The following is a 24333-nucleotide window of genomic DNA, read 5'->3' on the forward strand; positions in this document are numbered from 1 at the left end:
AATACTTGATACTTTCACTCAGAAGGCGCATATGTGCCCCACGCCAAGGAGGCCCGCCATGTTCATCCAAACTGAAACGACCCCGAACCCCGCAACGCTGAAATTCCTGCCCGGTCAAACTGTGCTAGAGGCAGGCACCGCTGACTTCCCCTCGGCAGAGGCGGCTGTGAAATCGCCGCTGGCCGCGCGTATCTTCGCCGTGCCCGGTGTGACGGGCGTGTTCTTCGGGTCTGATTTTGTGACCGTGACAAAGGCTGAAGACGCCACGTGGGATCACGCGAAACCCGCGATCCTTGGCGCGATCATGGAGCATTTCCAATCCGGCGCTCCGGTGATTGAGGGTGAGGCTGCGCCCTCGGGCCATGCAGACCACGATGGCGAAGACGGTGCCATCGTTGCCCAGATCAAGGAATTGCTGGACACGCGCGTGCGCCCGGCGGTCGCTCAGGATGGCGGCGACATCACCTTCCACGGGTTTGAACGCGGCATCGTTTATCTGCACATGCAAGGGGCTTGCGCTGGCTGCCCGTCTTCGACGCTGACGCTGAAAATGGGCATCGAGAACCTGCTGCGCCACTACATCCCCGAGGTAACCGAGGTGCGCCCGGTCAATGCGTGACGCGCTGATCTTAGGCTTTGACACATCGGCCGCGCATTGCGCGGCCGCTTTGCTGTGTGGCGATCAATGTCTCGCCGCGCGCCAAGAAGACATGACCCGCGGCCAAGCGGAACGCCTGATGCCGCTGCTCGAAGAGGTGCTGACCGAGGCGGGGGTTAACTGGCGCGATCTTACGCGCATTGGCGTGGGGATCGGGCCGGGGAATTTCACCGGTGTCCGCATCGGGGTTTCGGCGGCGCGCGGGCTGGCGCTTAGCCTGAAAATCCCCGCTATCGGCGTCTCCAGCCTTGAGGCCGTGGCCCATGCCAGCCAAGGACCGGTGCTTGCTGCCATCGCCGCGCCGCGCAGCCGGGGCTACTTTGAGGGCTACCGAATGGCACGCCCGGTAGAGTTGCAAATTTGTGAACTGGCCAATCTCCCCACCGATTGGGCAGAGCCGGGGCTGACCTGCATCGGCTCTGCCGCCGAAGACGCCGCCGCAACCCTTGGCGCAACCGTGCGCCCCGCCGCCTTTGCGCCCGCCAGCGCCATCGCGCGTATCGCCGCGCAACGTGACCTCGTGCCAGGCCTGCGCCCCGCGCCGCTCTATCTGCAACCTGCCGATGCCGCACCACCCTCGGATCCGCCGCCAGTAATTTTGGACTGATGACACCCGAGACACTCGCCCAACTGCACGCCGCCTGTTTCACCACGCCGCGCCCTTGGTCGCAGGCAGAGTTCGACTCGCTTCTTCAAGCGCGGGGCGTCTTTCTCCTCACCGAACCGGGTGGGTTTCTACTGGGCCGCGTGATCGCGGGGGAAGCCGAGTTATTGACGCTTGCCGTTGATCCGAGCCAACGCCGCGCTGGCATCGCGCGCGCTTTGGTCGGCGCGTTCCACGAAAACGTGAAAACGCGTGAAGCGCAGACAGCCTTTCTCGAAGTGGCCGAGGACAACACCGCCGCGCGCGCACTTTATCGTGCGACAGGATGGATAGAATCGGGGCGGCGCAAGGCCTATTACCACGCCCCCGACGGCACTCGGCGCGATGCGATCATCATGGTCTTGCCTGTTGACGGCGCTGACGGCTGACCAATCAATCAAATTTGTAGCTCTCCCCGACGTCAGCACCATTTTGTCGCTTGACCCTCTTGGCAAGCTCTGCCCAAATTCAGGGATACGCGGGCCCATGCGAGGCCCGCCAACAGGCCTATCCGAAATGGCCAGAATAACCGGGAGTGTTTCATGACCTTTTTCAAACAGTTTCTTGGCGCCGCAGCCACGCTTGCGCTGAGCGCTGGTGCCGCGCTTGCTGAACCTGCGATCATTTATGATCTGGGCGGCAAGTTCGACAAAAGCTTTAACGAAGCCGCCTTTCACGGTGCGAAGCGTTGGGCAGATGAAACCGGCGGCAAATACAAGGAACTGGAAATGCAGTCCGAAGCCCAGCGCGAACAAGCGCTGCGCAAGCTGGCTGAATCCGGGGCCAACCCGATCGTGATGACCGGCTTCGCCTTTGGGGACACGCTCAACCAAGTGGCCCCCGACTACCCCGACACCAAATTCGCGATCATCGACATGGTTGTCGATCAGCCCAATGTCGAATCCGTCGTCTTCAAAGAAGAGCAAGGCTCGTATCTTGTTGGTCTGATGGCAGGTATGGCATCGAAAACCGGCACCGTTGGGTTTGTCGGCGGCATGGATATTCCGCTGATCCGCAAATTCGCCTGCGGCTATGTCCAAGGCGTCAAGGCGGCCAACCCCGATGCCAAAGTGATCCAGAACATGACCGGCACGACCCCGGCGGCATGGAACGATCCGGTGAAGGGTGGCGAGATTGCCAAAGCCCAGATCAGCCAAGGCGCTGACGTGATCTATGCTGCCGCTGGTGGCACCGGGATCGGCGTGTTGCAAGCTGCCGCTGACGGAAACATCCTGTCGATCGGCGTGGATAGCAACCAGAACTACCTGCATCCGGGCAAAGTTCTGACCTCGATGCTCAAGCGCGTCGATACAGCCGTTTACAACATCTTCAAAGAAGGCACCGACATCAAGCCGGGCATCAAGGTGATGGGTCTTGGTGATGATGGCGTGGGCGTCGCGCTGGATGATAACAACAAAGCGCTGGTGACCCCCGAAATGCTGAAAGCGGTGGATCAGGCCAAGGCCGATATCATCTCGGGCAAAGTTCAGGTCCATGACTACATGTCGGATGACAGCTGCCCGGTTAAGTGATGAGCGCAGCAGATCAAACCAACGCGGGGCGGCAGGCAACTGCCGCCCTTGGCGCTAAAGAAGCAGCCACGCCCGCAAAAGTGCCCGCAATCGAGCTGAAAGGCATCTCGAAAGCCTTTGGCACCGTGCAGGCGAATAAAGACATCGCGATCCGGGTGATGCCCGGCGCGATTCACGGCATCATCGGCGAAAACGGCGCGGGGAAATCCACGCTGATGTCGATCCTTTACGGGTTTTACAAAGCCGATAAGGGCGAGATCTGGATCAAAGGCAAGCGCACGCAGATCCCCGATAGCCAAGCCGCGATCAGCGCTGGCATCGGCATGGTCTTTCAGCATTTCAAACTGGTGCAGAACTTTACCGTTCTGGAAAACATTATCCTTGGTGCAGAAGAGGGCGCGCTGCTGCGCCCCTCGCTGGCCAAGGCCCGCAAGGAACTTAAACGGCTGGCCGATGAATACGAGCTGAACGTCGATCCTGACGAAAAGATCGAAGAGCTCTCCGTCGGCCACCAGCAGCGCGTGGAAATCCTCAAAGCGCTGTATCGTCAGGCCGATATCCTGATTCTGGACGAGCCGACCGGCGTGCTGACCCCGGATGAAGCCGACCACCTGTTCCGCATCCTCGATTTCCTGCGCAAAGAGGGAAAAACGATCATCCTGATCACCCATAAACTGCGCGAGATCATGGAAATCACCGATACGGTTTCGGTGATGCGACGCGGCGAAATGACGGCAACGGTGAAAACGTCAGAGACCTCGCCCGAGCAACTCGCCGAGCTGATGGTCGGGCGCAAAGTGTTGCTCAACGTGACCAAGACCAAGGCCAACCCCGGCGACACCGTGCTAGAGATCGAAGATCTGCGCGTGCGCGATGAAGATAAGGTCGAACGGCTCAAGGGCATCAACCTCACCATTCGCGCAGGCGAGATTCTGGGCATTGCGGGTGTGGCAGGCAACGGTCAGTCCGAACTGCTCGAAGTGCTGGGCGGCTTTGCCAATGGCACCGGCACGATCCGCGTCAACGGTCAGGATCTTGATCTGACCGGAAAACACTCCGATGGCCAGTCGCGCCGCGCGCGCGGCATCGCCCATGTCCCCGAGGATCGCCATCATCTGGGGCTGATCCTTGATTTCATGGCGTGGGAGAACATGATTTTCGGCTATCACTCGGACCCGGCCTATCAGAAAAATCCGCTCCTTATGGATAATGCCGGGATCATCGCCCATACCGCCAGCGCGATGGAGCGCTTTGACGTGCGCCCGCCGATCCCGACCTTGCCCGCCAAAAGCTTCTCGGGCGGCAACCAGCAAAAAATCGTGCTCGCGCGCGAGATAGAACGCGATCCGGTTTTGCTATTGGTCGGCCAACCCACGCGCGGCGTCGATATCGGCGCGATTGAGTTCATCCACAAACGCATCGTCGAGCTGCGCGATCAAGGCGCGGCGATCTTGCTGGTCTCGGTTGAACTGGATGAAATCTTTGCGCTGTCTGATCGGATTGCGGTGATGTTTGACGGCCAGATCATGGGTGAGCGCCTGCCCGAAGACACCAATGAAAAAGAACTGGGACTGATGATGGCAGGGGTAGCGACGTAATGGAAAAGACCCCGAAATGGATTGACGTGGGGCTGATCCCGCTGCTCAACCTACTGATTGCCTTTGTTATTTCCGGCATCGTTGTGTTGCTGATCGGCGAGAACCCGGTGCAGGCGATCAAGGTGATGATTGATGGCGCTTTGGGCTCGCCCTATGGCTGGGGCTACACGCTGTTTTACGCCACCAACTTCATCTTTACCGGGCTGGCCGTGGCCGTGGCCTATCACGCCAGCCAGTTCAATATCGGCGGTGAGGGGCAGGCGACGCTTGGCGGTCTCGGTGTGGCGCTGGTTTGCCTCGCCTTTCCATGGCCGCATTGGTCGATTGCGCTGCTTGCGGCGATGATCGGTGGCGCGCTGTTTGGTGCAGCTTGGGCCGCGATCCCGGCCTATCTGCAAGCGAAGCGCGGCAGCCATATCGTGATCACCACGATCATGTTCAACTTTATCGGCGCGTCGCTTCTCAATTACATGCTGGTTAACGTGCTGCGCCCGCGCGGCTCGATGGACCCGGCAACGGCGCGCTTTCCCAAGTCCACGTATTTGCCGACCTTCCATGATATGCCCCTGATCGGGCAGTTCTTCGGTAAATCGGTGCCTGCCAATATCTCGTTCTTCATCGCGGTGCTGGCGTGTTTCCTCGTCTGGGGGCTGATCTGGCGCACGCGGCTGGGCTATGCGATCCGCGCCTTTGGGCGCTCGGAATCGGCTGCGCGCTATGCTGGCATCTCGCCAGTGAAAATCGTGATGGCAGCAATGCTGATCTCGGGGGCGTTGGCGGGGCTGATGGCGATCAACAATGTCATGGGGACGGGCCACCGCCTTGTTTTGAACTCGGTCGAGGGTGCGGGTTTTATCGGCATCGCCGTGGCGCTGATGGGGCGCAATCACCCGTTTGGCGTGTTTCTTGCCGCTCTGCTATTTGGCTTTCTCTATCAAGGCGGCGGCGAGTTGGCGCTGGAAACCACGATCCCGCGCGAATTGATCACCGTGATCCAAGCGCTGGTGATCTTGTTCACGGGGGCGTTTGACAACATGCTGCGCGCGCCAATCGAAAGCTTTTTCGTCGCGCGTGCCAACGCCAAAAAGGAGGCGTGAGCCATGGATTTCGCAACGATCATCGAGCTGCTCGATAGCGCGGTGCGCCTTGGCACACCGCTGCTGCTGGCCTGCTTGGCGGGCTTGTTTTCAGAGCGCGCAGGGATTTTCGACATCGGGCTTGAGGGCAAGATGCTGATGGCGGCGTTCTTCTCGGCTGCGGTCGCTGCGGTCACCGGATCAGCGTGGCTTGGCCTGTTGGCCGGGATCGGCGGCGCGATGAGCCTGACGCTGGTGCACGGCCTTGCCTCGATCACCTTCCGTGGCAATCAGCTGATCTCGGGCGTGGCGGTGAACTTCCTTGCCTCGGGCTTTACCGTGCTGATCGCGCAAAGCTGGTTCCAGCAGGGCGGGCGCACGCCCCAGCTCTCGGGCAATGCAAGGTTTGAGCCAATCACCTTGCCCGGCGCCGATGCCGTCAAAGATGTGCCCGTGATCGGCCAGATTTATGACAACCTGCTCTCAGGGCACACGATTTTGGTTTATGTCGCCTTTGCGATGGTGCCGTTGACGTGGTGGGTGTTGTTTCGCACGCGCTTTGGTCTGCGCCTGCGTGCCGTCGGAGAGAATCCGGAATCGGTGGACACGGCGGGCGTGTCGGTGATCCGTCTGCGCTATACGGCGGTGGCGATTACCGGCGTTTTGTCGGGTCTGGCGGGCACCTATCTGGCGACCGGTCTGGCCGCAGGCTTCGTCAAGGAAATGACCGCCGGACGGGGCTATATCGCGCTGGCGGCGCTGATCTTTGCGAAATGGCGCCCCGTGCCTGCCCTTGGCGCGACGATGCTGTTTGGTCTGCTTGAGGCGATCTCGAACCGTTATCCCAACATTGATCTGGGCGTGGTGAACCTGCCGATCCAGTTCATGCAAGCCGTGCCGTATATTCTGACCGTTGTCATTCTTGCCGGTTTCATCGGCAAAGCCATCCCACCTCGTGCCGGAGGCCAGCCCTATGTCAAAGAGCGTTGAGCTTGCCAATCTGATCCGCGCCCGCGCGGGCGATGCGCCCCCCGTTCTGGGGCTGATCCTTGGCTCGGGCCTTGGCCACTTGGCCGAGGAGGTGGACGGCGTCGCTATCCCCTATTCCGATCTGCCGGGCTTTCCCCATGCGGGCGTGTCAGGCCACAACCCGAAACTGGTGATCGGCACGCTTGAAGGCGTGCGCGTCGCGGTGTTCGGTGGCCGCGTGCACTACTACGAACACGGCAACCCCGCCGAAATGCGCCTGCCGCTGGAAATCTTGCGCGAACTCGGATGCGAGCAGCTTTTGCTGACCAATGCTGCCGGGTCTTTGCGCGAAGATATCCGCCCCGGCGGGCTGATGATGCTAAACGATCACATCAATTTCTCGGGCAATAATCCCTTGATCGGTGAACCGTCAGACGCGCGTTTCGTGCCGCTCACCGAGGCGCATGATCGCGCCATCCGCGCCGGGCTTGCCCAAGCCGCCCAAGATGAGGGCATCGAGCTGCCCGAAGGCGTCTATTGCTGGTTCTCCGGCCCCTGTTTCGAAACCCCCGCCGAAATTCGCGCCGCCAAGATCTTTGGCGCGGACGCCGTGGGCATGTCCACCGTCCCCGAAGTGATCCTCGCGCGCTTTCTGGGCCTGCGCGTGGCCGCCGTGTCCGTGGTCACCAACATGGGCGCAGGCATGGCGGATGAGCAAATCAGCCACGAACAGACCAAAGCCATCGCTCCCATGGGCGCGGCCAAGCTGGAACGCGTTTTGCGACGATATCTGCAACAGATGTGATCGCGCGCGCGGCGGGGGTTTGACTTGATCCCTAGCCACGGGCAAACAGGAACGACCCTTCCCCCGCAGGTGCCTTGAATGCAAATCTACCTGCCCATCGCCGAGATTTCGGTCAACATGTATACCCTGCTGGGCCTTGGCGGCATCGTCGGGCTGTTGTCAGGATTGTTTGGCGTGGGTGGCGGGTTCCTGATCACGCCCCTGCTGTTCTTTATCGGCATACCGCCCGCAGTAGCGGTCGCGACGGGGGCCAATCAGGTCGTGGCGTCTTCGGTCTCTGCGGTGCTGGCGCAACTCAAGCGCAAGGCCGTGGACATCCCGATGGGGTTGGTGCTGCTGGTGGGCGGTATCCTTGGATCTGCAGGCGGGATCTGGGTGTTCAACCTGCTGACCCAACTTGGCCAGATCGATCTCGCGGTGCAGCTTTGCTACGTGGTGTTCCTCGGCTCAATCGGCCTGTTGATGCTGCAAGAGGCCGTACGCACCATGCGCCGCCAAAGAAAAGGCACCGGCGCGCGCAAGAAACGCAACCAACACACCTGGGCGCATAACCTGCCCTTCAAGTTCAAGTTCCGCGCCTCGGGGCTGTATATTTCCGTGATCCCTCCGCTGATCGTGGGGGTGGTCGTGGGTATCCTTGCCGCGATCATGGGCGTAGGCGGCGGCTTTATCATGGTTCCGGCGATGATCTATCTGCTGAACATGCCCACCAAAGTGGTGATAGGAACCTCGCTGTTCCAGATTCTGTTCGTGTCGGCCTTCACCACCTTTATGCACGCGATCACCAACCAGACGGTCGACGTGATGCTGGCGCTTTTGCTGATCGTGGGGGGCGTGGTGGGTGCGCAGATCGGCTCGCGTTTGGGCGCGCGGCTCAAGGCGGAACAGTTGCGTATTCTACTGGCGCTTTTGGTCATTCTCGTTGCGGCGAAACTGGGGGCAGATCTGATCATTCGCCCACACGATCTTTACTCAATCGCTGCGGGGAGCCACTGATGATGCGCGCCCTCGCCCGCCGCTTACGCCTTGCGCTGATGCTTGCGCTGCTGCCTATCGTAGCCCCGGCCCAGCAAGCCGCGCAGCCCAATGCCCCGAAACCACCGCCCGAGCAAATCGTCGCCGGTCTGAGCCGCGATAATATTGGCATCACTACCTCGTTTGACGGCTCGCAAATTCTGATCTACGGCGCGATCAAACGCGAGGCGCCTGAACCCGAAAACGACAAGCTGGCCGTGATTGTAACGCTCGAAGGCCCGCTTGTACCGATCACGATCCGGCGCAAGTCGCGCGAATTGGGGATCTGGGTGAACACGGCTTCGGTCGGCGTGGCCTCGGCGCCCAGCTATTATGCGGTGGCGACTTCGGGGCCGCTTCAGGAAATTCTCAGCCCGAGATTAGATGTGCAGCAACGCATCTCGATCCCCCTCGCGATGCGCGCTTTTTCCAGTTCCGTTCGGGTGGCCGATACCAAACCCTTCACCGAGGCGATGATCCGCATTCGCGAACGCCAAGGCCTTTATAAACTTGAAACCGGCGGCGTGCGTCTGGTGGATAACACGCTGTTTCGCGCAGATTTTGAGCTGCCCGCGAACCTGATCGAAGGGGCCTATAAAACCCGTATTTTCCTGCTGCGCGACGGCCAGTTGGTGGATCGCTATCAATCCGCCATCGAAGTGCGCAAAGTCGGGCTGGAGCGCTGGCTTTATGCGCTCGCACACGAACACGCTGCACTTTATGGGCTTCTCGCGCTGGCACTTGCAGTGGTCGCGGGCTGGGCGGCGGCGGCGGTGTTCCGCTTCGTGCGCTAACCGCGCCCGACAAACGTCATCGCGGTGGCCATCACCGTCATGTTGAGCACATTCGCCCCTTCTGGCAGTGAGGCCATATGCATCACGGCATTGGCGACCTCTGCGACGTCCATCATCGCTTCGGGCTTGATCGAGCCATCGGCCTGCATCACGCCTTTTTCCATCTGCGCGGCCAATTCGGTGCGCGTATTGCCAACATCAATCTGCCCCGCCGCAATGTTGAACGCCCGCCCGTCCAGCGCCAATTGCTTGGTCATGCCGTTGATCGCATGCTTGCTGACCGTATAAGCCATCGAGCGCGGGCGCGGCACCTGCCCCGAGATCGAGCCGTTATTGATAATCCGCCCGCCTTGCGGCTCTTGCGCCCGCATCTGCGCAAAAGCGGCACGGGCACATAGAAACATCCCCGTCAAATTGACCGCCATACAAGCGTTCCACTCCTCAAGCGCAATCTCGTCGGGTAGCGCAGCTTTTGGAAACAGGCCCGCATTGTTAAACAGCACATCAACCCGACCAAACCGCGCCACAACCTGTGCAAAGGCCGATGCGACCTCTGCCGCGTCGGTCACATCACAGGCCAGTGCCAGACCGTCGCCCTTGGCCGCGATGTCTTGCAAAACGTCTAGCCGTCGCGCCAGACAGGCGACCTGCCAACCCTGCGCCAAGGCCATTTCCGCCACCGCGCGCCCGATCCCGGCGCTTGCGCCTGTCACCACCATCACACTCATCGCGCGGTTCCTTTTCATCTGGCCAAAAATACTCTCGCCGAAGGCATTCAAGGCTAGCCGTCCTGCGTTTGCGCTTCCAGTTTCAGCGCCGCCCCGCCCTTGGGCAAATCCTCAATCGACAGCGGCGCCGAGGGCCGCGCGAGCCGTGGGCGCACAACCCACAGCAACCGGTTCTGCGCCCGCGTGATCGCGACATAGGCGAGCCGCTTCCACAGCGGAATACCAGCTTCGACACGACCGGCGCGATAAGCGGCGTAGATATCGGGGGCGAAAACCTGCACGTCCTCCCACTGACTGCCCTGCGCCTTGTGAATTGTCACCGCCGCACCATGCAAAAACGCCGCCCCCATCCGCGCGGCATAGGGAATGAAGGGCTCTTCCAGATCGGGCAGTTCGATCTTGATGATCGAGGCCGCCGACAAGCGCGGCTCTTCAGCCCCCATCACATGCAGCCGAGAGAAACCGGGTTTGTTGCCCGGTCCAAGATAGACCACCTGCGCCCCCTTGATCAGCCCGCGCGCCTCTAGATCGATGCGCTTCTTGCGATGCTTCACCGGCAGTTCGATGCCGTCGCACACCAATGGCTCGCCGGGCAGCAACATATCCGCAGGCGCAGAATGGGCGGCGCGAAAGGCATGGATCAGCCGGATCCGCGTCGCATTGCGCCAGACCAGCACCGGAGAGCGCGCCATGAGATCGCTCTCCACCCGCTCGGCCCAAACCACGCGATCATCCTTGGCGGCAGCCTCTTCGATTGCGCGCTCGAAGGCCTCAAACGTCACGGTTTCATCGCCCAGCATATGCGCCAGATCGAGGATCGGGTTGTCCTCAGCCTGACGGTGAATGCGGTGCAGCACATGCTTTTGTTCATCGGGCAAGCGTTCAAACACCATCTGCCCCGATTGGTTCACCGGAGACAGTTGCGCAGGATCTCCAAATAACACCAGAGTCGGGAAAATCTCTTTGAGATCATCAAGCTGGCGCTCATCCAGCATCGAGGCCTCATCGACAAAGCCGATATCAAGCGGATCATCGCGCCGCTTCCAGCCATTGATGAAATCCGACCCGCGCAACCCCGCCGCCGCCAGCGCGCCGGGGATCGATTTTTGCACATCGTAAAACGCCTTGGCGCGATCCAGCGCTGCTTCGGTCAGGCCGGGAATCTGCAATTGCGTGATATCGGGGCGCGTCCCTTGCCCGGTCAACCATTCCGCGATGCGCTCATATTCCGGATCGTACACCGGGGTGTAGAGAATGCGGTGGATCGTGGTCGCAGGCACCCCGCGCGTGCGCAAAACGCTGGCCGCCTTGTTTGTCGGGGCCAAAATCGCCAATGTGCGTCGCTCACGCCGCTTCTTACCCTCGAAATCGCCCGACACCAGATCAACGCCCGCCGCTTCAAGCGCCTTATACATCTCGGCCAACAACAACGTCTTGCCCGAGCCCGCCTTGCCGATCACCGACAGCACGCGATTGCCGCCCCCTTCGGGCTGCAAATGGCCCTCAAGAATATCAACACCGGCGGCCTGCAACGCCTCGGCAACGGCATCCCAGGCTTCGGCCTGATCGTCGGAAAACTGGATCGCAGAGGAGGTCATGGCGCGACTTTATCTGCGCCCCGTGGCGGGCGGAAGGGCGAAAACTCTGATCATCGTAGGTGATGGCAGATGGTGGGGCCTCCGGCGGGGATATTTATGTCAAGAGGAAGCCGAAACTCCTTCCTCTTGATCGAAATATCCCACGGGGGTCCGGGGGTGTGAACCCCCCGGCGATGTCAGGCTGCGGCCTCGCTCGGTGTGGCGAGCGCCACGATATCCATCATGATCCGGTTAAGTTCGAAATCTTTGGGCGTGTAAACACGTGCGACGCCAAATCCGCGCAGCCGGGCAGCGTCTTCATCCGGGATAATCCCGCCGACCACGACGGGCACATGATCCAGCCCGGCAGCGCGCATCCGCTCCATCAGTTCTTCGATTAGCGGTATGTGACTGCCCGACAGGATCGACAGGCCGACCACATGCGCCTGATCCTCGATTGCCTTGGCGACAATCTGCTCGGGCGTCAGGCGGATGCCGTCATAGGTGATGTCCATGCCGCAATCACGCGCACGGAAGGCGATTTGCTCGGCGCCGTTAGAATGCCCGTCAAGGCCGGGCTTGCCGACGAGAAACTTGAGGCGGCGGCCCAGTTGCGTGCTGACCGCATCCACGGCCTCGCGGATCTCATCAAGTCCTTCGGTCTGGTTTGAGGGGCTGCGCGACACGCCCGTCGGGCCGCGATATTCGCCGTGAACCTTACGCATGATGCCTGCCCATTCGCCCGTGGTCGCGCCAACCTTGGCCGCAGCGATTGATGCGGGCATGATGTTTTCACCCGCCTTCGCCGCATCGCGCAGCGCGCCCAGCGCGAGTTGCACCGCGCCCTCGTCGCGCTCGGCGCGCCAGGCGTTCAGACGGCCGATCTGGTCCTGCTCCGTCGCGGGGTCGACCACCATGATCCCGCCGTCTCCGGCCGTCAGCGGCGAGGGCTCGCCCTGTTGCCAGCGGTTCACGCCGACAACGATGGTTTCCTCGGCTTCGATGCGGTTGATCCGGGCGGCGTTGCTGTCAACCAGACGTCCCTTCATGTAGTCAATCGCAGCAATCGCGCCGCCCATGGAATCCAGCGTCTCCAACTCGGCGCGCGCGCCATCTTTAAGCGCCTCGACCTTGGCGGTAACCGCCGGGTTACCCTCAAACAGATCACCGAATTCCAGCAGATCGGTTTCATAGGCCATGATTTGCTGCATGCGCAGCGACCATTGCTGATCCCAAGGGCGCGGCAGGCCCAGCGCCTCGTTCCAAGCGGGCAGTTGCACGGCGCGGGCGCGCGCGTTTTTGCTGAGCGTCACGGCCAGCATCTCGATCAGGATGCGGTAGACGTTATTTTCCGGCTGCTGCTCGGTCAGGCCCAGCGAGTTCACCTGCACACCATAGCGGAACCGGCGGAACTTGGCGTCCTCGATGCCGTAGCGGTCGCGCGTGATTTCATCCCACAGCTCGGTAAAGGCGCGCATTTTGCACATCTCGGTGACGAAACGAATGCCCGCATTCACGAAGAAAGAGATCCGCCCGACCATCGCGGGAAACGCCTCGGGCGGCACTTTGGTCTTGAGATCATCCAGCACCGCAATCGCCGTAGCCAGCGCAAAGGCCAGCTCTTGTTCGGGCGTAGCGCCCGCCTCTTGCAGGTGATAGGAACACACGTTCATCGGGTTCCATTTCGGCAGATGCTCACGCGTGTAGGCGGCGACATCCGTGATCATCGTAAGGCTGGGCTTGGGCGGGCAGATATAGGTGCCGCGTGACAGGTATTCCTTGACCAGATCGTTTTGCACAGTGCCTTGCAGCGCGCTGACATCGGCGCCCTGTTCCTCGGCCACGGCGATATAGAGCGACAGCAACCACGGCGCAGTCGCGTTGATCGTCATCGAGGTGTTCATCTTTTCAAGCGGGATATCGTCAAACAGCGCGCGCATATCGCCCAAATGGCAGACCGGCACGCCGACCTTGCCGACTTCGCCCTTGCTGAGGATATGGTCGCTGTCATAGCCGGTCTGGGTCGGCAGATCGAAGGCCACCGACAGCCCGGTCTGCCCCTTGGACAGGTTGGAACGATACAGCTCGTTCGACTTTTTGGCGGTCGAGTGGCCTGCATAGGTGCGAAACAGCCACGGCTTGTCCTTGGCGGGTTTGGCGTCTTGGGTCATGGCGGCCTCCATCAACTGGCGAATCTAAGCTGCGCAATATTGTTGCGCGTTGACCCGTCATAGATTGAAGTTTGTGACCCTGTCAATTCGCCGCGCTGCGGCGCAAGGCGCATTGACGCCAAGGAGATGCGTTTCGCCTTATAAATGGAACGCGCGCACGAGGGATCGAAAACGCGAGAGACATAAAATTACAAAAACCTAACGTCAGGGATTGCAAAGTTGCGCGGCCCTGCGTATCCCTCAGATCGAACCCCGCGCGATTCTGCGGTGCGGCAAGAATAGACAGGAGACGCCAATGGCCCTTGATCAAGATACCGGGATTGCACCCTATGACGCCCCCGAAAAGGACCTGTACGAGATCGGTGAAATGCCGCCGCTCGGCTATGTTCCGGCGAAAATGTATGCTTGGGCGATCCGTCGCGAGCGTCACGGCGAACCAGAGCAGTCTTTCCAGGTTGAGGTTGTCGACACATGGGAGATCGACAGCCACGAGGTGCTGGTGCTCGTGATGGCGGCTGGCGTGAACTACAATGGCGTTTGGGCCGGTCTTGGCGTGCCGATCTCGCCCTTTGACGGGCACAAGCAGCCCTATCACATCGCGGGCTCGGATGCGTCGGGGATCGTGTGGAAGGTCGGCGACAAGGTCACCCGCTGGAAAGTCGGCGACGAGGTGGTGATTCACTGCAACCAAGATGACGGCGATGATGAGGAGTGCAACGGCGGCGACCCGATGTTCTCGCCCAGCCAGCGGATTTGGGGCTATGAGACCCATGACGGCAGCTTTGCCCAATTCACCCGCGTGCAAGCGCAGCAATTGCTGCCCCGCCCCAAGCACCTGACTTGGGAAGAAAGCGCCTGTTACACGCTGACGCTGGCCACCGCCTATCGGATGCTGTTCGGCCACGAACCCCATGACCTCAAGCCCGGCCAGAACGTGCTGGTCTGGGGCGCATCGGGGGGCTTGGGCAGCTTTGCGATCCAGTTGATCAATGCGGCGGGCGCGAATGCGATCGGTGTGATTTCAGACGAGGACAAGCGCGAGTTCGTGCTCTCGCTGGGCGCAAAGGGCGTGATCAACCGCAAGGATTTCAACTGCTGGGGACAACTGCCCACGGTCAACACGCCCGAATATAACGCCTGGCTCAAAGAGGCGCGCAAGTTCGGCAAGGCGATCTGGGAGATCACCGGCAAGGGCGTGAGCGTCGATATGGTGTTCGAACATCCCGGCGAGGCGACCTTCCCGGTCAGCTCACTCGTGGTGAAAAAGGGCGGCATGGTCGTGATTTGCGCCGGCACCTCGGGGTTCAACTGCACCTTCGACGTGCGCTACATGTGGATGCACCAGAAGCGTCTGCAAGGCAGCCACTTTGCGCATCTCAAACAGGCGGCCTCGGCCAACCGGATGATGATGGAGCGTCGCATCGACCCCTGCATGTCCGAGGTCTTCCCGTGGGATCAAATCCCGCAGGCGCACACAAAAATGCTGCGCAACGAGCACAAACCGGGCAATATGGCCGTGCTGGTGCAAGCGCCCAAAACGGGTCTGCGCACCTTTGAGGACGCGCTGGAAGCTGGCCCCAAGGGCTAAGCCAATCCGTTTGAGAAAACGACAACCCGCGCCACGACCGGCGCGGGTTTTTTCATGCGCACTGATGGGCTTATGCGGGGCGAAAGCGCAGTTCCACAATCAAGCCGGGGTGATTGTCGGCCAGCGACAGCTCGGCCTCGTGCAATCCCGCCACCGCGTGAACCAAGGCCAGCCCCAAACCATTGCCGGGCGTCGTGCGCGAGCGCTCCAACCGATACAGCCTGCGCAAGACCTGCGTGCGCTCGGCCTCGGGGATGCCGGGGCCATGATCGCGCACACGCAGCACAACCAACTCGGGTTGGCGCGCAATTTCGACGCTGATCTGGGGCGTGGGGCCAGCATGACGGATCGCGTTTTCGATCAGGTTCGACAGGAGCTGTCCCAACAGCCCGCGATCCCCAAGCACACGCGCTTGGCCCTGTGCGCGGTCACGTAGCAGCAATTGCCCGCCTGCCTCTTCGGCGCTTGCGGCATAGAGTTCGGTGATATCGCTTGCCAACGCCCCCAGATCAAGCGCCTTGAACCGCGCTTTCGGGCTCCCGCCTTCGATCTGCGCGATTTGCAGCAACGAATGAAACACCGCCACGGCGCGCTCGGTTTCGTCGCCAGCGCGAACCGCGATTTGATGCGCCTCGCCATCTTCGGGCAAAGCCGTGCGCAATTGCGCCAGCAGCACCGATACGCGCTGCATCGGGGTTTTGAGGTCATGCGCAATATCCGCGGACACCTGCCGCAACGCCTCTACCGTGGATTCCTGCGTTTCTGCCATCCGATTCAACCGCGAGCCGATGCGCGCCAGATCGTCCCCGCGTGCCGATTTGATCGTCGTTTCCGGCACGCGCGCGGCCAAATGCCCCTCGGTCAGATCGTCCAGCGTAGTCTCAATCGCGCTGACCCGACGGCGCGCGCGCATCCCGGCCCAAGCGCCATAAGCCGCCGAAACCAACACCGAGGGCACAAAGGAAAAGATCAGGATCGCCAGAAACGTCGAGGTCAGTTCGGCAATCGGCGCGCGGCTTTCTCCGATCAGCAGCAGCCCGCCCGCCAGCGGCATTTTCAGCGTGTAATAGCCGTGTTTGGACAGCGGCGCGTATTCGGGATGGCGCGATACGACCCACTGATCATCTCGTTGAGTGACCCGCACATTGCCGACCTGACGCCCATCAGGCAGCACAAAGGCAATTGCACGTTCAGCAGGATCAGAGGCATGTGCCTCGGCAGACACGATGATCGACAACGTCTCGGGGTTGGCAGCGACCTGAAACACCGCCGTTTGCTGCTTTAGATCAGCGCGGATCGTATCTTCGGTCGAGGAGCGCAGCGCGACATAGGCAAACCCCAGAGTCACCAGCAGGATCGCAAAGACAAGCGCCATCAAGCCCAGCGCCTGACGCAGCGGCGTCGAGGCTAGGATGCCCGCGCGATTCAACCGCCCCGTCATCCGCCCTCGATCCGGTAGCCAGCGCCGCGCACGGTGTGGATCAGATCGCGATCAAAGGGTTTATCCACCTTGTTACGAAGCCGCGAAATATGGGTCTCGACAACATTGGTTTGCGGATCAAAGTTCAAATCCCACACCCCTTCCAGAAGCATCGTGCGCGTCTGCACCCGCCCCTTGCGACGCAGCAAAAACTCCAGCAGCCCGAACTCGCGCGGCAGCAGGTCAATGTCCTGCCCCCCTCGCGTGACACGGCGCGCGATCAGATCCATCCGCAAGTCACCCGCCTCCAGCACCACCTGCTCGGCCTGAGTCTGCGGACGGCGCGCGAGGGCCATCAGACGTGCCGACAACTCGCCAAAGGCGAAGGGTTTGACAAGATAATCATCCGCGCCCGCATTCAGCCCCTCGATCCGGTCATCCACCCCGCCAATCGCAGTCAGAAAGATGATCGGCGTGGCGATCTTGGCCGCGCGCACGGCCCGCACGATTGACAACCCGTCCAGCTCGGGCAGCATCCGGTCCACGATGATCACGTCATACTCGCCGCCCAGCGCCTGAGACAGCCCGTCGCGGCCATTGGCAAGCGCATCGACCAGATGGCTCTCTTCGCGCAAACCCTGGGCGACATAATCGGCCGTGGTCACATCATCTTCGATCAGCAGTAACTTCATCTAAGGGACTTCCCTGTCATCTGCGCTCTAAATGGCGGCTGCCGGACCTCAAGTCACGCCCTACTCTCCCAAAGGTGAACAGGATTACACCGCTGCAATCTTCTTGCAGAGTTCCCGACAGGCTTGCGCGTTAGAAAAAGGCATCCCTGACATAAGGAGAGAAAGATGCAGGACATTCGCAAAGCCCGTCTGCTACGCACGTTGGCTGCAACGGCAATGATCGGAGCAGGTTCGGTTGCGACGAGCGGTCTGGTGCTGATGCCCAATGTGGCGGCTGCCGAGACCTTCACCAACACCGTTGATCTGGTCAAAAAAGTCATGCCCGCCGTGGTAACGATCGAGATCAAGAAAAAGGCGGATGATCAGGAAATGGCCCAGATGGGCCTGCCCGAAGGCTTCCCCTACGAATTCTTCTCACGCCGTTTCGGTATGCCGATGCCCGGCGATCAGAACGGTCAGGGCCAAGGTCAGGGTCAGCAAGCGCAACGCCCCGAAATCACCGGGCTTGGCACGGGATTTATCATCGAGAAAAACGGCTACATCGTCACCAATGCCCATGTTGTTGATGGTGCAGATACTGTGAAAGTGACGTTCTCGGACGGCTCGACGGCAGATGCAAAAGTTATCGGCGCAGACAAGGCCACCGATATTGCGCTGATCAAGGTTGATACCAAGAAAGACCTGACAACCGTTGGCTTTGGCGATTCCGACAAGGCCGAAGTCGGTGAGCCGGTGGTCGCGATTGGCAACCCGTTCGGGCTTGGCACCTCGGTGTCGACCGGGATCGTGTCGGCGCTCGGGCGCGATCTGCAATCGGGTCCGTTTGACAACTACATCCAGACCGATGCCGCGATCAACAAAGGCAACTCGGGCGGGCCGCTATTTGACGATAATGGCGAGGTGATCGGCATGAACACCGCGATCCTGTCGCCCACGGGTGGCTCGGTCGGGATCGGGTTCTCGGTGCCCTCGGATACGATCAAAAGCGTGGTGGCTGACCTGCAAGACGACGGCTCGGTCAAACGCGGCTTCTTGGGTGTCGCGATCCAGCCGGTTAGCGACGATATCGCCGCAGCGTTGGGTCTGGACAAGCCCGAAGGCGTGCTGGTGGCCGATGTCAGCGACGACACCCCCGCCAAAAAAGCGGGCCTGAAACGTGGCGATATTGTCGTGGCGGTCGATGGCAAGCCGATGAAAACCCCGCGCGATCTGACGCGTGCGATTGGCTCGGATAATCCGGGCAGCACGGTGCAACTCTCGTTGCTGCGCGCGAACAAACCGCTCACCGTCTCCGTCAAGCTGGAAGAGCGGCCCACCGATAAGTCTGCAGGATAATCGGAACCTGTCGAAAGCAGTATCACGCCCGAGGCCTTGCGCGTCGGGCGTGATTTTTATGCGCGATCTATTGTGCTGCGTCGGGCGCTGGCACATCGGCTGGTGCGGGGTCGGCAGGCAAGGCAACCTGATAGATCCGCCAGTCGCGTTGGCGGAAATGACGCTCGGCGATCTGGCCCAGCCCCGTGACATCGGCAATCTTTTTAGGGGCCAGCACGATACCGCCCGGATGCGCCGCCATCCAGCGCCCCAGATCGGCGCTATTGCCCAGCACTTGCACCGGTTTCTGCAACCGCCCGGCATAGGAGAACTGCCCCGCATAGCCCGTATCTGTCGTGGCCACGCCATGCTGTGAATGCGCCGCCAATAGCGCGCCCAGTGGTGCCGGATCGTAAATCGGCCAGAGGATCGGCCAGACCATCGCCTGTATCGCCACCAGAGCAAGCGGCGCGGCCCAAGCCTCGGCACGCCAACCGGCATGCGCGCGCAGCAAGATCAGCGCCGCCAGCGCAAGAACCGCCACGCCGATGATCCAGAACATCCAAGACCCCGTGCCGTCGGGCAGCTCGGGAAACGCGCCAAAGGGCACCGCCGCCGCCGCAATCGCCACACCGAAACCGGGCAGCAGCCAAGCCAGACGCCAAGCGCGGTGACGCGGCTCGGCTGTTGGCACCATTCCCGACAGCAACAGCGCAAGCGCGGGCATTTCTGGCAGCAAATAATGCGCCTGCTTGCCCGAAATCAGCGAAAAGGCGATCAGCGCCGCAACCGCCCAAATGCTCACCATCCGCGCGCCGGGATCGGCCCAAAGGCGGCTGGGTTTTAGCGACGCGAGCCCGGCCCGGCTCCAGCCCCACGGCCACAAATAAAGCGGCAGCAAGGCGATAAAGAACCAGTCGGGGCGACTATGCGCAAAGCTCTTCACCATGCGACCCGCGCTTTGCTTCCACAGGATTTGCTCACGATACTCCGCCCCGCCAAGGATCACCGCAGGCCCAAGCCAGACCAGCACCAGCGCCAGTGCGATTGCGAAGGCCAAAGCGATGCGGCCATACCAACCCGCGATCCGCACACGTTCCTCGCGCGCCGCCCAAAGCGGCATCAACAGCGCCGCCGGCATCACATGCACCAAGATCACCGGACCCTTGGCCAGCACCCCAAGCGCCAGCGCAACGCCCAGCCCGATCACCGGCCCAAGCCGCAATCCGCGCTGCAACGACCAGATCGACAGCATCCCGATCAGCGTCGCTGCGGTAAGCATCGTGTCAAACATCGTGGTCGAGCCATAGAGTAAGAACAGCCCCGAGGTCGCAAGTATCAGCGCCGCCAAACCGCCACGCTCGGGCGCATCCGGCCACATCGCTCGCGCCAGACGCGCCACCAAATAGACCGACAGCAACCCGAAAGCAGGGGCCACCAATCGCGCCGCCCATTCGCTTTGCCCGAATGCCATCCACGCCAGATTGACCAGCCAGAACAACAGCGGCGGCTTGTGCGAATAGATCTCGCCATTGAGATGGGGGACGAATTTCGAGCCGCCCTGCCACATCTCCCATGCAACGGTCAGATAGCGCGTCTCGTCAATCGCCATCAGCGGGCGCATCATCATCAGCACCGTCGCAAACAGCGCAAATGTCACCAGCGCACCGACCAGTGTGACACGCACGGGATTAGAGGTCATTGGCAAAGCTTCCTTACTGGCAATTCATGTCAGGCATGCTTGACGCAACTATCTTTCCGCCTGTCAAGTCCGCGACCCTTTGCGCAACCGAAACATGCGTAAAATATTTGGGAACCCATGAGCGCATAAAAGCGTTATACTGGGACGCGCAAAATATTGGGAGACGTATTCGCATGCAGAAAATCCTTCTCGTTCTACCGCTCGTGACGGGCCTTGCGGCTTGCCAGGGGACTCAGGGGTATCAGGGCAACTCGCAAAATCGGTCTGCCGCAACTGGCGCTGTGGCCGGTGCCGTATTGGGGGCCGCTGTGTCCAAAGATGGCGACCGCATCAAGGGTGCAGCGCTTGGCGCCGCTGCTGGCGGCGTTGCCGGAGCCCTCATCGGGCAAGCGAACCAGCCCGGCCAGTGCCGCTATCGTGATGCCTACGGGCGCGAATATATTGCCCCCTGTTAATACCCCTCCAAGAGGTCATCGTTTTCGAGACTGGTAACCCTCGAAAACACCGCTCGGGCCTCGTGTCCGGGCGGTTTTTTATTGCCTTACGGTCTTGCGCCGATTGTCGCAGGGCCATTGCCCCGCCCCCTGCAGCCCGCTATCTGGCGAAGCAAGCGCAGGACATGATATGACGGAAACGACTCTACAGACGCCAAAGCAAATCCTTTCGCGCGTGGCCGCCCCACAGGCGCGCCGCCTGAAAGCTGCGGGCTGGCTGTCGGTTTTTGCGGCGCTGATCTGGCCAGTGCAGGCCGCCCTTGTCGGGCTTGTGCTTGGCGATCTGGTGTCACCGGGCGTCTCGCCGCCGCTGTCGCCGCTGATGGGGGCGACTGGTTTCATCGCCCTCGCGCTTGTGCGCATCGTGCTGGACTGGATGGCGCTGAAACTAAGCGCGGATGCCGCCGAGGCGATCCTGACCGAGGCTCGCAAGCGGCTGATAGAGCATGCCGTGCGCCAAGCCACCGGGGCGGCGGCGCTTTCGCCCTCGCAGACCGCTTCGCTGATGGCCGAAAAGCTGGCAGCCCTTGGCCCTTGGGCGACGCGCTATCAACCCACTTTCATTCGCGCGCGGATCGTCCCGCTTGCCTTTATCCTCATCGTCATGACCCAAAGCTGGGCCGCGGCGGTGATATTTCTGCTCGCGGGGCCATTGATTCCGCTGTTCATGGCGTTGGTCGGGATGGCCGCGCAGGATGCTTCAGAGCGTCAAATGGTCGAGATCGGCGCGCTTAACAAGCTGCTGATCGACCGGATCGCAGCGATTACCGATCTGCGGCTTTTGGGGGCCGAGGCGCGCTCGCGTGCCGATCTGGAGGTCAAGACCGAGGATCTGCGCAGCCGCACGATGGCGGTGCTGCGCGTCGCGTTTTTGTCCTCGACGGTGCTGGAACTGTTCGCCGCGATTGGCGTGGCGATGGTTGCTGTTTATGTCGGATTTTCCCTGATTGGCTGGATGCATTTTGGCACTTGGGGCATTCAGATGACCCCGGCGACCGGGATTTTCCTGCTGATGATCGCGCCCGAATTCTTTCAGCCGCTGCGCGATCTGGCCGCCGCTTGGCATGACCGCGCTGCCGCATTGGCCGTGGCGGGCGAATTGGACACGGCCGAGACCGAGATCGCCAAAGCCAGCAAGATGTTAGGTCAAGGTGGCGCAGGGCAGCCTTTGGCGAGTGGCACGCTGCGCTGGTCCGGGTTGCAAATCCGCCCCGCCAAGGGGGCCGCGTCCATTCCGATGCCCGACGGTGCGATTGAACCCGGCGAGGCGGTGGCGATCACTGGCGCTTCGGGGGCCGGCAAAACCACGCTATTGACCACACTCGCCGGGCTGATCGTGCCTGAGGCGGGCGAAATCACGCTGGGTGAGGCGCGACTGGACGATGCCAGCGCAGATGATTGGCGCGCCGCCTTGGGCTGGATTCCACAAACACCGCGCTTTGCCGATATGACCCTGCGCCAGTTGATCACGCTGGGCCAAGAGGGCGATATCGACGCGGCCCTTGATGCGGCGGCGGCGGGCGAAATCGTGGCCTCGCTGCCTGAAGGGCTAGAGACGCGGCTTGGCGATATGGGCGGCGGTGTTTCCGGTGGCGAGGCGCGCCGTTTGCTGATCGCGCGCGCCCATTTCGCCCATCGCCCCTTGCTGCTGGCCGATGAACCGACCGCTGATCTGGACCCGGACACCGCCACCAAAGTCATTGCCGGGCTGGTCGGGCTGCGCGCGCAGGGCGTGACCTTGATCGTCGCCAGCCACGACCCCGCCATGGTCAGCGCGCTGGATCGCGCCATCGCGTTGGAGGCTGCGTCATGAAAGTGCTTTTGATCCTGATCGAGCGCCTTATCGCGCAGCAAAAGACGGCCTTCACGCGCGGGCTTGCCCTGTCCTTTCTGGTGCTTGCAATGGGCGCGGCGCTGCTGGGACTGTCGGGCTGGTTCGTGACGGCGGCCGCTGCTGCCGGGGTCGCCGGAATTGGTCTGGGCTTTGATTTCTTCCAACCCTCGGCAGGCGTGCGCGGGCTGGCACTGGGGCGGGCGGTTGCGCGCTATGGCGAGCGGGTGCTGACTCACGATGCGACCCTGCGCGCCTTGGCCGATCTGCGACTGGCGCTGATGGATGGCGTCTCGCGACGTCCGCATGAGGATCAGGCGAAACTGCGCGGCGCTGAGGCGCTCAACCGGATGACTTCTGATGTTGATGCGCTGGACGGGTTGCTGCTGCGCCTTGCGCTGCCGTTTCTGGCGGGTGGTATGGTGCAGGTTTCGGCGCTGTTGATGCTGTGGTGGCTGGAAGGGCTGCCGATTGGCTTGGCGGTGTTCGTGATTTACCTGATCGGCGGCGGAGGCGGTCTGATCTGGGTGGCGCGTGCCGCGCGGTCCGATGCCCGCAAGGCGGAAACCGCGCTGCAAGCAATCCGCACCCATGCGCTGGAATTGATGCGCGGGCGGGCCGATCTGGCGGTGGCGGGTGCCTTGCGCGCGCAAAGTGCGCAGATTGCGGCGCAGATCGACGCCGAAGCGATCGCCAAGCGCAACCTTGAAGCCTTGGATCGCCGCGTTGGCGCAGTGATCAGCGCGACCACGGCCCTTGCAGGGGCGGCGGCCTTGGCCATCGGCGGCCAAATGGCGGCGGCGGGGCAAATCACGCCTGCGCGGGCCGCAATCGGTCTGTTCGTCGCGCTGGCATTGGCGGAATCGCTGATGCTGTTGCGCCGGGGCATGGCCGAAATCGGGCGGATGCAAGAGGCGGGCGCGCGTGTTCTGGACCTTAGCGACACGCCTGCGCGCCCTGATGCCACGACCCAGCCTGCTCCCGTCTCCGATGCACCGCTACTGTGCGCGAAGGGTCTTAGCTTTATGCGCCCCGGTGCGCAGGCTCCGGTGTTTGAGGGGCTCGATTTCGATCTGCATCGTGGCGAGACGCTGTTTTTGACGGGGCCGTCAGGGGCTGGAAAATCGACTGCTTTGGCGGTGCTGGCGGGGCTACTTGCACCCAGCGTAGGCACGCTTGAGATGCGCGGAGTCGCGATGGCGCAATGGCCCGAGACCGATTTGCGCGAGCATCTGACGATGGTGGCCCAACGTAGCCAGTTGATCGGCGGGACGGTGGGCGACAATCTGGCCTTGGCGTTGCCCCAGGGGGCCAAGCTGCCCGAGGCCGAAGCCCACGCCGCCCTGCAAGCGGTCGCGCTTGACGAGGTGATCGAGTTGCGCGGCGGATTTGCGGCGCAACTGGGCGAAGGCGGGGCGGGCCTTTCTGGCGGTCAGGCCAAACGTTTGGCACTGGCACGCGCCGCGCTACGCCGCCCCGATGTGTTGCTACTCGATGAGCCGACCGAGGGCCTCGACCCTGAAACGGCGCGCGCAACACTGCAAGGATTGCGTCAACTGCTGCCCGACTCGGGTATCATTGTCGTGTCGCATCGCAGCCCGGACCGGGCTTTTGCCAGTCGCGAAGTTGCCTTGATTTCAGTCAACGCTGCGACGAATCGCCTCGATCGACTTCAAAACCCAAAAAACACTATTAATAATCGCTCGTAACGACACCTTCACAGTTTC

Annotated in this window: 21 protein-coding genes; 15 read left to right on the plus strand and 6 right to left on the minus strand. The window is 61.7% G+C overall.

Going from position 1 to position 24333, the window contains the following annotated elements:
- The first annotated feature begins 58 nt into the window (after nt 1-58).
- The 10 genes from DT23_RS16170 to DT23_RS16215 all read left to right on the plus strand — a co-directional run bounded on the left by DT23_RS16170 (nt 59) and on the right by DT23_RS16215 (nt 9089).
- Nucleotides 59-619, plus strand: coding sequence for a NifU family protein (locus DT23_RS16170; RefSeq protein WP_038132926.1), 561 nt, complete (start codon nt 59-61; stop codon nt 617-619).
- A complete protein-coding gene (gene tsaB / locus DT23_RS16175) occupies nt 612-1265 on the plus strand; it encodes a tRNA (adenosine(37)-N6)-threonylcarbamoyltransferase complex dimerization subunit type 1 TsaB (RefSeq protein WP_038132928.1) in 654 nt (217 codons plus the stop codon). Before DT23_RS16170 ends, tsaB begins: the two co-directional genes overlap by 8 nt.
- Nucleotides 1265-1690, plus strand: coding sequence for a ribosomal protein S18-alanine N-acetyltransferase (rimI, locus tag DT23_RS16180; RefSeq protein ID WP_038132929.1), 426 nt, complete (start codon nt 1265-1267; stop codon nt 1688-1690). Before tsaB ends, rimI begins: the two co-directional genes overlap by 1 nt.
- A 153-nt stretch (nt 1691-1843) precedes the next feature.
- Nucleotides 1844-2833: a BMP family lipoprotein gene (locus tag DT23_RS16185; protein ID WP_038132931.1), complete on the plus strand. Its 990-nt coding sequence runs from the start codon at nt 1844-1846 to the stop codon at nt 2831-2833.
- A complete protein-coding gene (locus tag DT23_RS16190; protein WP_081847249.1) occupies nt 2833-4431 on the plus strand; it encodes an ABC transporter ATP-binding protein in 1599 nt (532 codons plus the stop codon). The genes DT23_RS16185 and DT23_RS16190 overlap by 1 nt, the downstream gene beginning before the upstream one ends.
- Nucleotides 4431-5528 carry an ABC transporter permease gene (locus DT23_RS16195; protein ID WP_038132934.1) on the plus strand — a complete coding sequence of 366 codons (1098 nt, stop codon included), beginning with the start codon at nt 4431-4433 and terminating at the stop codon, nt 5526-5528. Before DT23_RS16190 ends, DT23_RS16195 begins: the two co-directional genes overlap by 1 nt.
- 3 nt (nt 5529-5531) lie before the next feature.
- Nucleotides 5532-6497, plus strand: coding sequence for an ABC transporter permease (locus DT23_RS16200; RefSeq protein WP_038132936.1), 966 nt, complete (start codon nt 5532-5534; stop codon nt 6495-6497).
- The gene (locus tag DT23_RS16205; RefSeq protein WP_038132937.1) at nt 6481-7281 is read left to right on the plus strand and encodes a purine-nucleoside phosphorylase; all 801 of its coding nucleotides are present in this window, start codon (nt 6481-6483) and stop codon (nt 7279-7281) included. Before DT23_RS16200 ends, DT23_RS16205 begins: the two co-directional genes overlap by 17 nt.
- A 78-nt stretch (nt 7282-7359) precedes the next feature.
- Nucleotides 7360-8277 (plus strand): sulfite exporter TauE/SafE family protein, encoded by a 918-nt coding sequence (locus DT23_RS16210; protein ID WP_038132939.1) that lies wholly within the window; start codon nt 7360-7362, stop codon nt 8275-8277.
- Nucleotides 8277-9089, plus strand: a complete 813-nt coding sequence (locus tag DT23_RS16215) for a TIGR02186 family protein (protein WP_038132940.1) — start codon at nt 8277-8279, stop codon at nt 9087-9089. Before DT23_RS16210 ends, DT23_RS16215 begins: the two co-directional genes overlap by 1 nt.
- Here the strand turns inward: DT23_RS16215 and DT23_RS16220 are convergent.
- The 3 genes from DT23_RS16220 to DT23_RS16230 form a co-directional block, all read right to left on the minus strand.
- Nucleotides 9086-9817 (minus strand): SDR family oxidoreductase, encoded by a 732-nt coding sequence (locus tag DT23_RS16220; RefSeq protein ID WP_038133110.1) that lies wholly within the window; start codon nt 9815-9817, stop codon nt 9086-9088. The genes DT23_RS16215 and DT23_RS16220 overlap by 4 nt on opposite strands.
- A 53-nt stretch (nt 9818-9870) precedes the next feature.
- Nucleotides 9871-11415 carry an ATP-dependent DNA helicase gene (locus DT23_RS16225; protein ID WP_038132942.1) on the minus strand — a complete coding sequence of 515 codons (1545 nt, stop codon included), beginning with the start codon at nt 11413-11415 and terminating at the stop codon, nt 9871-9873.
- Between the two features lie 176 nt (nt 11416-11591).
- Nucleotides 11592-13565 carry a protein meaA gene (locus tag DT23_RS16230; RefSeq protein ID WP_038133112.1) on the minus strand — a complete coding sequence of 658 codons (1974 nt, stop codon included), beginning with the start codon at nt 13563-13565 and terminating at the stop codon, nt 11592-11594.
- A 295-nt stretch (nt 13566-13860) separates the two neighbouring features.
- On the opposite strand from DT23_RS16230, the gene ccrA reads away from it, so the two are divergent.
- The gene (gene ccrA / locus DT23_RS16235; RefSeq protein WP_038132944.1) at nt 13861-15153 is read left to right on the plus strand and encodes a crotonyl-CoA carboxylase/reductase; all 1293 of its coding nucleotides are present in this window, start codon (nt 13861-13863) and stop codon (nt 15151-15153) included.
- A 70-nt stretch (nt 15154-15223) separates the two neighbouring features.
- Here ccrA and DT23_RS16240 read toward each other — a convergent pair whose 3' ends face one another.
- Entirely contained in the window at nt 15224-16594 is a 1371-nt protein-coding gene (locus tag DT23_RS16240; RefSeq protein ID WP_038132946.1) for a sensor histidine kinase, read from the minus strand.
- Nucleotides 16591-17265, minus strand: a complete 675-nt coding sequence (locus tag DT23_RS16245; protein ID WP_038132950.1) for a winged helix-turn-helix domain-containing protein — start codon at nt 17263-17265, stop codon at nt 16591-16593. The genes DT23_RS16240 and DT23_RS16245 overlap by 4 nt, the downstream gene beginning before the upstream one ends.
- Before the next feature lie 165 nt (nt 17266-17430).
- Here DT23_RS16245 and DT23_RS16250 point away from each other — a divergent pair, with 165 nt between their 5' ends.
- On the plus strand, nt 17431-18600 hold the full coding sequence (locus DT23_RS16250) for a S1C family serine protease (RefSeq protein ID WP_038132952.1): 1170 nt from the start codon (nt 17431-17433) through the stop codon (nt 18598-18600).
- Nucleotides 18601-18667: 67 nt separating this feature from the next.
- Here the strand turns inward: DT23_RS16250 and DT23_RS18745 are convergent, their stop codons facing one another.
- Nucleotides 18668-20281: an ArnT family glycosyltransferase gene (locus DT23_RS18745; RefSeq protein ID WP_051697375.1), complete on the minus strand. Its 1614-nt coding sequence runs from the start codon at nt 20279-20281 to the stop codon at nt 18668-18670.
- Nucleotides 20282-20454: 173 nt separating this feature from the next.
- Here DT23_RS18745 and DT23_RS16260 point away from each other — a divergent pair, with 173 nt between their 5' ends.
- The 3 genes from DT23_RS16260 to DT23_RS16270 all read left to right on the plus strand — a co-directional run bounded on the left by DT23_RS16260 (nt 20455) and on the right by DT23_RS16270 (nt 24315).
- Nucleotides 20455-20736 carry a YMGG-like glycine zipper-containing protein gene (locus DT23_RS16260; protein WP_038133116.1) on the plus strand — a complete coding sequence of 94 codons (282 nt, stop codon included), beginning with the start codon at nt 20455-20457 and terminating at the stop codon, nt 20734-20736.
- Nucleotides 20737-20905: 169 nt separating this feature from the next.
- Nucleotides 20906-22588: a thiol reductant ABC exporter subunit CydD gene (gene cydD, locus DT23_RS16265; protein WP_081847251.1), complete on the plus strand. Its 1683-nt coding sequence runs from the start codon at nt 20906-20908 to the stop codon at nt 22586-22588.
- Entirely contained in the window at nt 22585-24315 is a 1731-nt protein-coding gene (locus DT23_RS16270; protein ID WP_051697376.1) for an amino acid ABC transporter ATP-binding/permease protein, read from the plus strand. Before cydD ends, DT23_RS16270 begins: the two co-directional genes overlap by 4 nt.
- Nucleotides 24316-24333: the final 18 nt, after the last annotated feature.

The sequence above is a fragment of the Thioclava indica genome, from assembly GCF_000714545.1.
Classification (GTDB): Bacteria; Pseudomonadota; Alphaproteobacteria; order Rhodobacterales; family Rhodobacteraceae; genus Thioclava; species Thioclava indica.